We start from the raw sequence: 13,370 nt of genomic DNA on the forward strand, positions 1-13,370 counted from the left end.
CAAACATTATTAAGCCGCAACGCCTAAGGGGAAAGCTCATCTGAGCCCTCCCTCTGCTAGGTACGAGACAAGGATACAAATTTGGCCAAGTCGAGCCGTGATTCTGGCACCAGTTTCGTCACGAACACCTATAAATTCCGTGGCCACCACCGCCGTTCAACCATAGTCCTTCATTATTCAATACGGCAGATTCACTGTTCAGTCTAAATGTAATGTACTCTCTGAACCCTGGCAGATAGACAATCGTATTTTGCAGCCCTTGGCTTACATAGACTGCACTCTGGCCATCGCGTTCCAAGTATGGCTCACGCTTAGCAATCCCACTTCCAATTCTATAATATTCAGCCACTTTCCCAGACCCACGAACACACCACGCACCGGTCAGACGACTTATTTGCGCTGCATTGGCTGCTTGAAACACCCTGTCCGGGAAATCGTCCGTTGTTTGTGTTTGGCTTGGCCCGGAAAAAAGAGGGTCACCCTCGCTCTGAGTATCGACTGACTCAGAGGAACCAGTTTCCTCGGCTTCTGGGGTTCGAGCACCATCGTCTATTTGCCCGCCCTCTCAATTCTCTCCCCCTGCGTCCTCGCGATTTGTCGGCTTGGTAGGATCAGGGGCAGGAGCATCGGGTTCACCTACTTCCGTCTCTCCGCGAGGGCATCTTTCCCAACCATCCCAGATTTCGCAGGCCCACACTTCAATTGGTGTGCGACCCTCAGGATTCGAAAGGACAAAAATTATCGAATAAATCCCGAATGCGCCAAGAATGAAAAACCGTGTCAGCTTTTCGCCTTGCGTCGCATCAGTAGGCCCTAAACCCCAAAACCGCAGCATCCGACGGACACAAAAATATAAGATGGTAATGCCACTTAGTGCTAGACCAATGTACCAAAACTTCTCCATTTTTCGTGATTTCCGTGACTGACGATACAAGGTATCAGTCTAGTATATCCGTGGCATTGCAACCTGCACAAGTTTGACATTTGGTCTTGATGATGGCCCCCGAATCAGCTCGAAGAAACCTCAATTTTCGTGAGAGCTTCTGTTTTGATACAGACACAATTCCTCAGCAGACACGGTTCATGACGGTCATCCGGTCCCAACAACTGAGACCGGATCGAAAATTTGGAGAATGTCGGCTGATCTACGGATTGATCACAGTATGGAAATTAGCACCTGCTTTGCCCATCCAGACGCTCCATTCATCTCGAAGATTTTCAACTTGAAACGAAGCAAGGCTACCTTGGGCGGTCCGACCGAAGCCGTAAAACACCACCGCACAGCCTTGCAAAATCCCAGTTTGAGGTTTGGGCAGGCTCTCACGGCCATCCAGCAAGGCTTGCTGAGAAGCAATCCTACCCGATGGAATGCCATCGCTCAGCAGCACGATTTTATCACCTGCCTCACAGTTGTATTTGTCCCATGTCAGCGTTGAAATAATCTCTGTGCTGGTTTGACGCGGCGCATCGCTTGTCGCTTGTGCCAAAATCTCGCGAGCCACTTCCCTTGCCACATTCGCAGCCGGATTGGACTTGCGTGTGATTTGAACGTCATAGCGGAGATTGTTCTCCCCATTGATCTCACCAAAGCTGCGAACTGATACAAATGTGCCGAGAGGCAAGTTTGCGATGTCGTTGGCGACACGGCGCGCCACGATCCGGGCGAAGGTTTCATCGCTTGTGGCCAAGTTAGAATCGCTGTTGTCGATCCGCACGTGGTATGTCGGGAACTCTTGTGGAGCTTCCGGGGGAGCCTCGCTGCATCCAACAATCGTGATTAGAACAAGGACGGAAATGAAGAGCTTCATCATATCATGTCTCCTATGAGTTGGTTCAGGTGAAGGTGCCTTTGAGCTCATCGCGCAGGGCCCCGAGCTTGGCGGTGACGTCAGCGAGAAAGTCATCGATGAACGCTGGCTGGGGCATTGGCTGAGGCAACTTGCGATTGCGGCGTGCAAAGATAGTTTTGCCTTTGAGCTTCGCACTGGAGCCGCGCACTTTGACCTTATTCAGCTCACGCAGAGTTGGAGCCAAAGCAGCCTCAATTTCGGCGGCGGATTCCAATGCCAAATCGTCCGGCGTTTTCGCTTCGAGGCGTTCGCGCTCACGCTTGGTCGCGGACAGCAGACGGATGTTCTTGATGATACGGTTGGAAGCCTTGAGCTTCGCCAGAGAGATACGCCGCTCATTCAGAAGGCGGGGCAGCTTTTCTCGCACTTTGCCAACGATGAAGTTCATCACCGCCAAGTTGACGATTGCCAAACCTCCCAGACTTAAGCCTGCGAAGACGCCAAAGTAAGAAGCAATCGTCTCGCCGATACCACCGCTCTCAGGAGGTGGCGCATCGAAGAGGTCATCATCGAAGGCTACAGCATCCGCGCCCGGAACGTGTGCCACGTCGCTAAGCGCATAGAGCGCGACAATGCCGATGAAGAAGAACAACACCATGATTGGCGCAGACTTGTCCAGCAGTGCCAGAGCTCGGCTCTCTGGGAATTTGTAGTGCAGCAAATGATGGCCAATAATGGCAATCATGGTGGCCAAGCTCATCAACCAAACGGTCGCTGGAATACCCGCACCCGGAACCTCTGGGCCGAACATATCCATCATCAGATTGAACGTAAGCCCAAGCTCAAAAGAGCCCAGTACAGGCAACAAGCCGAGCGCAGCAAAAAGGCCGACAATCGTGCATGTGACAAGCACCAAAGCGCCCATCGCCTCTGCTTTGGTCTCCTGCGCCTCGACCATTTCATTGTAACGATTGGTCATGTTCACGCCTCCCCCTGATTGGCCTTGGAGGCGTTCTTTGTCGTGGGATCGAGCAGCTCAAAAATATCGAGTCCGTCTTCGCTTTCACGCGACAGACGCTCACTATTGAGTGCGCGCAGTGTCGCGACGCATTCGTCAGTTTCAGCTTCGAGATCAGCTTCTGCGTCAACGCACGCCGCGATACGAGCGCGCAGTTCCTCTGCCTTTATCTGGGCGAACCGTTTCGCTTGGGTGTCGGTGAAAGGAAGCATGGCCTGCACATTGGCGACCATCTCGCGCAGTGTTGCAGCGCCAGCATCACTATCTGGCGACGGGAGAAGCCCGCGCTTGTAGATCAAATCCATCATCAAATTTCTCCGGCAGAAGGGATCAGACCTTGCTGATATCCCCAGCCCGGAGCGCGGCTGGGGAATTTGCTGAAAAAGATGATGGCGAGCTCATCCCGGCCCATCGGGTGCAAACGCGATTGCCCGATTGATGGCTGAGATTGCGGCTTTGATGACTGGACGCTCACTCTCGCCAGCAGCGTCGAGCTTGGCGCGATACTCAGCGAGAAGCGCATAGAGTTGAGATTTTGAAAGCTTCGCCAACGAAGCAGAATTGAATGTGGTGTGCATTTTTTGCCTCCAGATTTGGAGGCCGCGCCTATCGCGGCCTTTCTGGCCACGGTTTGAATCGGTTCATCAGCCTTTGCGGCTTCATCTCCTCGGAGGGCGCAACGAAGAGAAGCAGCGCCAGAAGCACGCGCTTGAAGTCAGGCCAAAGGCTGTTGATCTAAAACGGGAAGGAAAGGCCCGAATGGGCTCCAATCCATAGGCTAGGCTGCTCACAGCAGGGTCAGATATCCTCTGCTAGTTGAGCGAGAATGAGACATACGACAATCCAGTTTTCATTTGCGATTGGCTTAGATAGTAAAATTGGCTATCTGGCTGCACCTTCTTGCTATGGGGGAACTGATGAGTCGGTTTAACGAAGACAATGTGCTGATCGTCACAAATCCGCTCGCCCAACATCATCTCACGTTCATGCGCGACAAGGGCACGCCCAGCGGACGCTTTCGTCAGCACCTGAAAAGCCTCACAAGAGCGCTATTCTATGAGGCCATTGCGAAGATGAAAGACGCGCCGCGCGCTACCGGGCAAGTCGAAACAACTGATGGCAAATCATCGACAGGCGTCTTCATCGATAGCTCGAAATACGTCCTGATCGCTATAATGCGAACAGGCGTGGGCATGATGGGTGCCGTGCACGACAGCCTCGAAGAGGCCGCCATCGGCCACGCACACTATCTTCATAATGAGAAAAGCGGCGAGATTGAGGAATTGGCAGTAAGCTTGCCAGTACTCTCAGACAGCTTTGTCCTGATCTTCAACTCTGGGATGAAAACTGGACGAACCGCCGCCGCCCTTGTGGAAGAGTTGGTCAAGAGGCAGCACGTCAAAGCCCAAAATATTGCTATTCTGACAGCAACGGCGACGCAGCAATCGATTGAGACAATCAAGGCAGTTTTTGGGACGGACAACAATCCAATCAGGATCGTTACCGCAGCAATCGATAAATGGAATGACGACGACCCTTACCCAGACCCAGGAATGGGAAGCATGCGGGACAGGCTCTATGGCCCATCGAGTGTAAGGCTTCCAGCAAATCGGTCGGGAGAGAATAGTGGTTAGATCAAGCCGAGCCAAAAGCACTGCCAGCGGCCTGAACACCACGCCACAGTCATTGCCACGCCAGCATGCCCTCATGGGAGCAAGCGCCGCCGCAAATGACGACGATGATGGAAAGCAAGAAGGTGTTGCAAATAATGCAACAATGCCTGATAATCCCGAATTAAACCCGAAGCAGCGAGCAGGTTTGGAATTTGACGACGACCAGATGACTAGAGACTTAGGGCCCGCGAGCGTTCGCGAGGGCGGCTCTGGTTACATGGCGCTGTACTTCAACATTTCCGCAGAAGACCATCGCCTACTTGAGGCCATCGCCAAGGAACGCGGAGAAAGCGTCGGGACCGTCAGCAGAAAGATTCTTGAGCACAAAATCACAAAAGCACCAGAAGCCGCCTTCGACACCTCCAAAGTAAGAGTGCGGATCGCTGTATCAGAACAGACCCGAGAGGAAATCGACCGCTCCACCGAGGGGCAAAGCATGAAGAAGTCTGAGTTCATCACACATCAGATTTCCAGCTACCTCGCTTCACTTAGGCGCGGTGAGACGGACGCAGAGCCAGTGACTCCCGGCATTAGATAGACGAATCAAACTATGGGATAGACATATTCGTCTATATTATGTTAATCACCTCCTATCGAAACACTCGATAGGAGAAAATTGTGGCTAACAAAAACTTGATCGAGCTGGCTCACGGGAGCCGCTCAAACACCATAAAATCGAAAAATGGAGCGCCGAACTGGAAGCAGTTCCGGCGCTTTTTTGATGGTCCACCGACCATAGGGTTCGGCCCCAGGCGACGACACTCAGACAAATCGCAGCAGCCGCCCCCCACCCAACATCAAGTTAATTGGAGAACTCGCCATGCCAATCATAACAGCCCTTTCTGACGAGAGTCTTCAAGACCCCGCAACACGCTTGCACCTTTCAATTGTTGCTTGGTGCCTTTTCTACGGGAACAGGTACTTGTCACGTGTTAGCTTTCCCGACTTCGTCGCTTCCGTCTGGAGAGATTTTGATGGAGAGGTTCGGCACGCGAATGGGGCAATCTTCGTGCTAGAGGAAACCGATCACCTCTTAGGCGTCGCGAAAGATGGGGACTCCAGCCTGATCCGCTGGCTCTTTCTCAACGCTATCCAACCAACTGACCACGAATTGAATTCGACGTATTTGAACTTTCTGCGCTTCGTCGAACTCACATTCAGGGCTGCTGGCCCACCGGGCTGGCGCAACAAGCTCAACGATTGAGCCAATCCGAACCACTGATCTTGGCGGCGATTTCGCCGCCTTCTTTTTTGCTCTAACAGAAACGCGTTTGCATTGAGCAGGCCTGATTTCATCAGTCAGGGCGATATTCCAAATATAGAAGATAATCCCAACTGGGCTTACGCAAGCTGTGTGCTGGGTGACACCCAACACCGCTTGTCTCGCTGGCGCAGCTAAAGCTGCTGGCTCGGCAAGGGGAACCCGCTGCGCGTTCCCCGTTAGCATCCCCTCCGGCCAGATGAACCGCTGCACTACCCCAGAGCCGCACCTTCAGGTGGCAGGGGAGATTGCGGTTCATCACAGGGGTATCGCCCCCTGAACCACTCGCAGGGGAGAGTTCCTTCTCCCATTGCATTCCCATGATGAGGGAGCCTTCAGCGCTCCCCTCAACCCCATCGACCAAGGGGCTTTCGCGCCCCCTTGGATACCCTCGACCAACCGTGCGCCGATTGGATACCGATCAGGTCTTCCGAGACCCGACACCCACGAGCCAGAAATGGCGAATGACCAGCCAATTTGGCCAGCATTACCGTCTTGGCAGTATTCCATTGGACCTCTTCACAAAATTGCTGTTTTGTGATTTTCTTAAGGGCTGTCATCGGGCAGCAAGAAAAAAGCAAAATGGAGGCCCAATGCTCACAGGCGAAATCCGCAATCAAGTTGATCAAATATGGAATGCCTTTTGGGCAGGCGGTGTCTCGAACCCTCTATCAGTTATCGAACAGATCACCTATTTACTCTTCATCAAACGCCTTGATGACTTGCAGGTTCTCGAAGAAAACAAGGCGAACGCTCTCGGAATTGAGATTGAGCGGCGGATTTTCCCTGAAGGAAACGACGAACAGGGCCGTCCATATTCTGACCTTCGCTGGTCTCGCTTCAAGAACTTTGAGGCGCGTGAGATGATGGACGCGGTAGCGGAGCGGGTTTTCCCGTTCCTGCGCCAAATGGGAGAAGATGGCTCCAGCTACGGCGAGCACATGAAGGACGCTCGACTGGGCTTCAGCAACGCCGCGTTGCTCGCCAAGACCGTCGATATGCTCGACAAAATCCCCATGGATGATCGCGACACCAAGGGCGATCTATACGAATACATGCTCGGCAAGATTGCGAGCGCAGGAACGAACGGACAGTTCCGCACTCCGCGTCACATTATTCAGCTCATGGTCGAGATGACTAAGCCTAAACCGGAGGACGTGATCTGCGATCCGGCAGCGGGCACTTGCGGCTTTCTTGTCGCGGCAGGTGAGTATCTGCGAGATAATCACCCTGAGGTTTTGCGCGACGAGAGGCTCAAGAAGCATTTCCATGGCAGTATGTTTCATGGCTTCGATTTCGATCCTACAATGCTGCGTATTGGCAGCATGAATATGACGCTGCACGGGGTCGAAAACCCGGATATCAGCTACCGCGACAGTCTGGCTGAGGAACATGGGAAGGATGCAGGTCGATACAGCCTGATCCTCGCCAACCCGCCGTTTGCAGGATCGCTCGATTACGATGCGACGGCGAAGGACCTTCAGCAGATCGTCAAAACCAAGAAGACTGAGCTGCTCTTCCTCGCGCTGTTCCTACGATTGCTGAAAACAGGCGGGCGCGCTGCGGTGGTTGTGCCGGATGGCGTGCTGTTTGGTTCTTCCAAGGCGCACACTACTTTGCGTCAGATGTTGGTTGAGAAGCATAAGCTTGAAGGCGTGCTCAAGCTGCCTTCCGGCGTGTTTAAGCCATATGCGGGCGTTTCGACAGCCGTGCTGTTCTTCACCAAGACAGGTGTTGGCGGGACGGAGAATGTCTGGTTTTACGACATGCAGGCCGACGGTTACTCGCTTGACGACAAGCGCAATCCGCTTTTGTCGGAGGACAAGCTAGGGCTTCAGCTCGCGGTTGCTCTCTCAGATGAGGAGCACGCCAAGAACAACCTGCCTGATGTCTTGAAACGCTGGGAAAACCGCGAAGGTGACGAGCTGGAAAACCCTCGCACGGCGCAAAGCTTTTGCGTGTCACGAGAGGATATTGCGGCCACAGGCACCTACGATCTTTCACTCAATCGCTACAAGCAGGTTGAGCACGAAGAGGTCACACATGACAAACCAGCTGACATTATCAAAGAACTACGCACTCTTGAAGACGAGATCAGCAAAGGTCTGACTGAGCTAGAGGCGATGCTGGGATGAGCTGGCCAACCGAAAGATTGGACGAACTTTGTGATATCCAGATCGGGAGAACTCCCTCCCGCGCGGACAACCGATTTTGGGATGGTGGAACACATCCCTGGGCATCAATTGCCGACATTTCCCGTGATCGTGACCTTACGACGACCAAAGAATGCATCACCGATCAGGCCCTGTCGGCCACTAAAATCAAGGTCGTGCCTGAGGGCACAGTGTTAATGAGCTTCAAGCTGTCTATTGGTAAAGTCGCGATTGCTCGCATCGATACGTGCACCAATGAAGCTATCGCCGCTCTATCGGTAAAGAGTCCCAAGAGTCTCGACCGTGATTACCTTGCGAGGGCACTGGAATCATTGAACTTTGACGATGCGGGTGACCGAGCTGCGAAGGGTAAGACGCTCAACAAGAGGAGTTTGGCTAAACTCGAAATTCCGCTCCCTCCGCTAGGAGAGCAGAAGCGGATTGCGGCGATCCTTGATCAGGCGGACGAGCTGCGCCGCCAGCGCCAGCGCGCCATCGACCGCCTCAACCAACTCGGTCAAGCCATCTTTCACGAGATGTTTGGTGGCAACGAAAGTCTGCAGCGTCCCATCAAAGAACTCGGCAAAGTCTCCACTGGCTCGACACCTCGCACAAGCGAAAAGGAAAACTTTGATGGACCTGTTCCTTTTGTGACTCCCGGTGACCTCACGTCTAGCGAGCCAGTGAAGCGGTCCCTGAGCGAGGTTGGTGCAACCAAATCGCGAGTGGTGCAGCAAGGAGCAACGATGGTTTGCTGTATTGGGGCCACCATCGGAAAAATTGACCAAGCAAAAGAGCGATCAGCGTTCAACCAACAAATCAATGCGGTTGAATGGTCTGATGAGGTTGACCCTACCTATGGCTTCTATGCCATGCAGGAGCTGAGACCGCTTATTGTTCACAAGGGGAAAGGAGCGTCGACAACTCTTCCAATCCTCAAAAAATCAGAATTTGAGAAACTTGAGGTACTTTGTCCCGATAAAGGTGAGCAGATCGAGTTTGCCGAAAAGATCAAAGTAGCAAGAGCGCATCTCAACAATCTACTTGCTTCCCAAAATCGACTAGATGGTCTGTTTTCTTCCCTCCAGCACAGTGCGTTCAAGGGAGAGCTCTGACTATGCGCGGCGAGCTCCTCAATGTCTGGGATAAGGTCTGGTCCGAAATCTTCGTGAAGCTCTCGAAGCACGCTGATGCGCCGACTGAAATCTTCTCCGAACTCTATGACGCGGTCATCCCGAAACCGCAGCCTCCTGCTGAGCCAGACGAGCCCACGCAATATGACGAGAATGGACAACTAACGGACCCAGAAGAAATCGCCGCTGAAGAAGCCTATCAATCTGCTCTCCAAGAATTCAATTCAGCACGATCTCACTATGAGCAAGCTGTTTCCGGCAATCCAAACGCGCGCCGCTGGCTGCGCACTGAAATGCCGTTGCACATCACCAGCGAAAGTAAAGCGCTGGAGGCTTTGGAAGCCGTTCACGCAAAGGTTCGTGACATCATCGGCGACGAATTGACCAACCGCTATTTCCAGCTCGTTGAAGCCTTCATCGATAAATACAGCCTGCGATATGATCTGCGCAGGCCGTTCTCGATGCACCCAACATTGCCGGGTATATTCGCCCGGATGGTCCTAAACCTGAAGCTGGCAGCGCAAAACGATGCTCACTTGGCAACGGCTTTTCATGAGTTCGAAGACGCTTTGCGCGATCTGACAACAGAACAGACTCCCAATCGGATCAAAACCTGCATCGCCAAGCAGACCAACTTCCTCGAAGCCATTGGTCAAGTTGCGCCCAACGTAACCGGAAACACCCTTGGGGCAATATGCAACCAAGTGAACACTTGGCCGCATGAAAAGGTGAAGGAGTCTGTGAAGGGGCTTTACGGCTTCGCTTCAGATTATCCCGGTATTCGCCACGGCGGCACCCCCGCCAATCAACTGCGCGAGATTGAGATGCGTGACCTGATCTCAGTCTGCGTCGTTCTCTTTGGTTTCTCGCCTTACCTTACCGACCAGCTCAACTCAGATGACATTTATGCCATCGGGGAGGCAGCATGAGCCAGTTTGCATTCCTTCAGTCCGAATTTGCTGAGGTCTATGGCCTTGCAAGGAAAGCGGAGGTCTCGGCTCTTTCTGACCCTCGCGGCAGTTGTTTTCATTCGCGCCTTGCGCTCGAATGCGCGGTCAAGTGGATGTATCGGAACGATGCAAGTCTGCGCTCACCTTATGACAGCACGTTATCGGCGCTGATCCATGAGGGTTCTTTTCGTTCGCTCGTTGGCAATGCGCTTGTCACCAAAGCGCGCATCATCAAAGACCTCGGCAACGTTGCAGTGCATGAGACCCGAAAGGTTCCCGAAAAGTCTGCGACCGATAGCCTGAAGCAGCTCTTCGATTTCAGCTATTGGCTGGTGCGAACCTATGCACGCGGGACCAAGCCTGATCCCGCAATCCAGTTTTCAATCGCGGACCTGCCGCGTGCCGTTCAGGTCGAAGTTTCGACACTCAAGAAGCTTCAGGCGCTTGCCAAAGAGAGCGAAGATGCAGCAACAGCGCTGGCCGAAGAACAAGCTGCGCGCATCAAGAGCGAGGAGGATAAGGCTGCGCTCGATGAGCAGCTCAAGAAGCTTCAGGCCGAGATCGAGGCGATCAAGGCCGAAAACGCCAAGGTCGAAGACACTCACGACTACAATGAAGCCGAGACCCGCGACATCTGGATCGACCGCTTGCTCGCTGAAGCAGGATGGCCGCTCAATCAGGAGCGCGACCGAGAGTTCCCCGTCACGGGTATGCCGAGCACGTCAGGCGAAGGCTTTGTCGACTATGTGCTCTGGGGTGATGATGGCAAACCGTTGGCGGTGATTGAGGCCAAGCGGACCAAACGTGACCCACGCGAGGGCCAACAACAGGCAAAACTCTATGCGGACTGCCTAGAGCAACAGTTCGGCGTTCGTCCGATGATCTACTACACCAATGGCTACGAACATTGGCTGTGGGACGATGGAGCCTATCCACCACGCAAAGTGCATGGCTTCTACAAGAAGGATGAGCTGGAGCTCTGGCGGCAACGCAAGGCAGCAAAGCGCTCGCTTTCGTCAACCAGCATCGATGAGGATATTGCGGGACGCTACTACCAAACGCGGGCGATCCGGCGGATTGGTGAGGCCTTCCAAAAGGACAAGCAGCGCAAGGCATTGCTGGTTATGGCGACTGGCTCGGGCAAAACTCGGACCGTTATTGCTCTGATCGATCAGCTAATGCGCGCCAACTGGTGCAAGCGCGTGTTGTTCTTGGCCGACCGTGTTGCGCTAGTGAAGCAAGCGCACAATGCCTTTAAGACGCACATACCAAACACTCCAAGCGCGAACCTCATTGAGCGCCACGATTCCAAGAAGAACGATCATAACGGCGCACGCGTTTGCGTAGCGACTTACCCCACAATGATGGGGTTGATTGACGAAATGCAGAACGGGCAGAAGCGTTATGGACCGGGGCATTTCGACTTGATTGTAATCGATGAGGCGCACCGTTCCGTTTACCGTAAATACCGTGCAATCTTTGATTATTTCGATAGCTTGCTTGTCGGGCTAACCGCAACACCCCGCGACGAAATAGACCGGGACACGTACTCGCTCTTCGAGCTTGAGCGTGGCGTACCTACAGACAGCTACGACCTAGAAGAGGCCGTGGCAGACGGCTTTCTTGTCCCCCCGACACCGATCTCAGTCCCAACACGGTTCATGTGGGAAGGGATCAAATACGAAGATCTGTCCGACGAGGATAAAGAAAAGTGGGACCTCCTCGAATGGGAAGGTCAGTTGCCGAAAGGCGATGTCGATCCAGCCGCGTTGAACAAGTGGCTTTTCAATGAGGATACCGTCGACAAGGTGCTTGAGCACCTGATGGTCAACGGCTTGAAAGTTGCTGAAGGTGATCGCCTTGGCAAAACGATTATTTTCGCCAAAAACCACAAACACGCGCAGTTTATCGCAGATCGCTTTGATGCCAGCTATCCTCACCTCAAAGGGTCATTCGCGCGACTGATCGATTACTCGGTTGAGTATCCGCAATCGCTGATCGACGACTTCTCCATCGCGGAGAAGCCACCGCACATCGCGATCTCTGTCGATATGCTCGATACTGGCATCGACGTGCCCGAGGTTCTCAACCTCGTATTCTTCAAAGTCGTGCGCTCGAAGACCAAATTCTGGCAAATGATTGGTCGTGGTACCCGCCTTCGGGAAGACTTGTTTGGGCCCGGTCGTCACAAGACCCAGTTTCTGATTTTCGACTATTGCCAAAACTTCGAGTTCTTCAACCAGAACCCGAACCTTAAGGATGGCAAACAGTCACCCTCGCTCACCGAGAGGCTTTTCTCGACCCGCGTAGAGCTGATCGCACAGCTCTGCGGCATGTCTGAAGATGAGAAAGCCGAAAGGCTGGCACAGCTTGAAAGCGAAACCCGCGAACGCCTTTTTGAAGAAGTGAATGGTATGACACCCGACAACTTCCTTGTTCGCGCAAAACGCAAGGAAGTTGAGACATTTCAACAACGTGATGCGTGGGGCAATATCGGTCCCGATGAACGCGAAGTTTTGATCGGTGATATCGCCGGACTCCCATCTGCGTTTGAGGACACCGACATAGCTGCCAAACAGTTCGATTATATCGTCCTAAAAGGGCAACTTGCATTGCTGCAAAACGATGTCTCATTTGTGCAGTGTCAGGAGAAGGTGATCGCACTTGCCTCTAAGCTCGAAGAGCTTGGTAATGTGCCGATGGTGGCATCGCAGATGGACTTAATCCTCGAAGTTCAAACTCCAGAATTTTGGACCGACATCGACGCTTGGACACTTGAACAGATGCGTCGGCGCTTGCGTGCACTCATCAAACTGATTGAGGGAGACGAAGCGGTCATTATCTACACCGATTTTGAAGATGAAATGGGTGAGGCGACGACTATCGAAATGCCCCATTCGGGCATTGGAACAGACAAGCCGCGTTTCCTCATGAAGGCCCGTCATTTCTTGAAGGCGCATTCGGACCACATCACGATTCAGAAGCTTCATCGAAACGAGCAACTTACTCCACAGGACTTAGCAGAGCTTGAGCGCATCCTTCGCGAAGAAACCGAAGCCAGCGACGATGACATCGCAGTCATAACCAGTGAAGGTGGATTGGGCCTATTCATTCGCTCATTAATTGGCCTCGATCGTGACGCGGCCAAAGACGCATTTGCTGAAGTGCTGGCAGGTCAAAACCTCAACGCGAACCAGATCGAATTTATCAATCTGATTATCGACTATCTTACGGAACGCGGAGCAATGGACCCCCGCCGTCTTTATGAGAGCCCGTTCACGGACCTCGATGATCAGGGGATCAGTGGCCTTTTTCCGCAGGCAGATGTGCAGCGCATCGTTCAAGTGCTGAAAGACGTAAGTGGAAGGGCGGCTGCGTGAGCGGCCAAGTGA

Annotated in this window: 11 protein-coding genes; 7 read left to right on the forward strand and 4 right to left on the reverse strand. The window is 53.2% G+C overall.

Annotation, left to right across the window (positions count from 1 at the left end; genetic code table 11):
- Window positions 1-1,145: 1,145 nt before the first annotated feature.
- The 4 genes from AC0V6X_RS09035 to AC0V6X_RS09050 all read right to left on the reverse strand — a co-directional run bounded on the left by AC0V6X_RS09035 (window position 1,146) and on the right by AC0V6X_RS09050 (window position 3,386).
- On the reverse strand, window positions 1,146-1,811 hold the full coding sequence (locus AC0V6X_RS09035) for a hypothetical protein (protein WP_486184230.1): 666 nt from the start codon (window positions 1,809-1,811) through the stop codon (window positions 1,146-1,148).
- A gap of 22 nt (window positions 1,812-1,833) precedes the next feature.
- Entirely contained in the window at window positions 1,834-2,769 is a 936-nt protein-coding gene (locus tag AC0V6X_RS09040) for a hypothetical protein (protein WP_486184231.1), read from the reverse strand.
- A gap of 2 nt (window positions 2,770-2,771) precedes the next feature.
- Window positions 2,772-3,116 carry a hypothetical protein gene (locus AC0V6X_RS09045; protein ID WP_486184232.1) on the reverse strand — a complete coding sequence of 115 codons (345 nt, stop codon included), beginning with the start codon at window positions 3,114-3,116 and terminating at the stop codon, window positions 2,772-2,774.
- 90 nt (window positions 3,117-3,206) lie between these two features.
- Window positions 3,207-3,386, reverse strand: a complete 180-nt coding sequence (locus tag AC0V6X_RS09050) for a hypothetical protein (RefSeq protein ID WP_486184233.1) — start codon at window positions 3,384-3,386, stop codon at window positions 3,207-3,209.
- Between the two features lie 300 nt (window positions 3,387-3,686).
- Between AC0V6X_RS09050 and upp the strand changes: the two genes are divergently transcribed.
- The 7 genes from upp to AC0V6X_RS09085 all read left to right on the forward strand — a co-directional run bounded on the left by upp (window position 3,687) and on the right by AC0V6X_RS09085 (window position 13,358).
- Window positions 3,687-4,442, forward strand: a complete 756-nt coding sequence (upp, locus tag AC0V6X_RS09055; protein WP_486184234.1) for a uracil phosphoribosyltransferase — start codon at window positions 3,687-3,689, stop codon at window positions 4,440-4,442.
- Window positions 4,443-4,515: 73 nt separating this feature from the next.
- Window positions 4,516-5,019 carry a hypothetical protein gene (locus tag AC0V6X_RS09060; protein WP_486184235.1) on the forward strand — a complete coding sequence of 168 codons (504 nt, stop codon included), beginning with the start codon at window positions 4,516-4,518 and terminating at the stop codon, window positions 5,017-5,019.
- A 471-nt stretch (window positions 5,020-5,490) separates the two neighbouring features.
- Window positions 5,491-5,685 carry a hypothetical protein gene (locus tag AC0V6X_RS09065; protein WP_486184236.1) on the forward strand — a complete coding sequence of 65 codons (195 nt, stop codon included), beginning with the start codon at window positions 5,491-5,493 and terminating at the stop codon, window positions 5,683-5,685.
- A gap of 650 nt (window positions 5,686-6,335) precedes the next feature.
- A complete protein-coding gene (locus AC0V6X_RS09070) occupies window positions 6,336-7,877 on the forward strand; it encodes a type I restriction-modification system subunit M (protein WP_486184237.1) in 1,542 nt (513 codons plus the stop codon).
- Window positions 7,874-9,010 carry a restriction endonuclease subunit S gene (locus AC0V6X_RS09075; RefSeq protein WP_486184238.1) on the forward strand — a complete coding sequence of 379 codons (1,137 nt, stop codon included), beginning with the start codon at window positions 7,874-7,876 and terminating at the stop codon, window positions 9,008-9,010. Before AC0V6X_RS09070 ends, AC0V6X_RS09075 begins: the two co-directional genes overlap by 4 nt.
- A gap of 2 nt (window positions 9,011-9,012) precedes the next feature.
- Window positions 9,013-9,957 carry a hypothetical protein gene (locus AC0V6X_RS09080; protein ID WP_486184239.1) on the forward strand — a complete coding sequence of 315 codons (945 nt, stop codon included), beginning with the start codon at window positions 9,013-9,015 and terminating at the stop codon, window positions 9,955-9,957.
- The gene (locus AC0V6X_RS09085) at window positions 9,954-13,358 is read left to right on the forward strand and encodes a DEAD/DEAH box helicase family protein (RefSeq protein WP_486184240.1); all 3,405 of its coding nucleotides are present in this window, start codon (window positions 9,954-9,956) and stop codon (window positions 13,356-13,358) included. Before AC0V6X_RS09080 ends, AC0V6X_RS09085 begins: the two co-directional genes overlap by 4 nt.
- Window positions 13,359-13,370: the final 12 nt, after the last annotated feature.

The organism is Erythrobacter sp. S267 (assembly GCF_057365045.1).

Bases quoted from the DNA above. Each gene is read 5' to 3' on its own strand.
- AC0V6X_RS09035 (WP_486184230.1), bottom strand. From the start codon at position 1,811: ATGATGAAGCTCTTCATTTCCGTCCTTGTTCTAATCACGATTGTTGGA.
- AC0V6X_RS09040 (WP_486184231.1), bottom strand. From the start codon at position 2,769: ATGACCAATCGTTACAATGAAATGGTCGAGGCGCAGGAGACCAAAGCA.
- AC0V6X_RS09045 (WP_486184232.1), bottom strand. From the start codon at position 3,116: ATGATGGATTTGATCTACAAGCGCGGGCTTCTCCCGTCGCCAGATAGT.
- AC0V6X_RS09050 (WP_486184233.1), bottom strand. From the start codon at position 3,386: ATGCACACCACATTCAATTCTGCTTCGTTGGCGAAGCTTTCAAAATCT.
- AC0V6X_RS09060 (WP_486184235.1), top strand. From the start codon at position 4,516: ATGGGAGCAAGCGCCGCCGCAAATGACGACGATGATGGAAAGCAAGAA.
- AC0V6X_RS09070 (WP_486184237.1), top strand. From the start codon at position 6,336: ATGCTCACAGGCGAAATCCGCAATCAAGTTGATCAAATATGGAATGCC.
- AC0V6X_RS09075 (WP_486184238.1), top strand. From the start codon at position 7,874: ATGAGCTGGCCAACCGAAAGATTGGACGAACTTTGTGATATCCAGATC.
- AC0V6X_RS09080 (WP_486184239.1), top strand. From the start codon at position 9,013: ATGCGCGGCGAGCTCCTCAATGTCTGGGATAAGGTCTGGTCCGAAATC.
- AC0V6X_RS09085 (WP_486184240.1), top strand. From the start codon at position 9,954: ATGAGCCAGTTTGCATTCCTTCAGTCCGAATTTGCTGAGGTCTATGGC.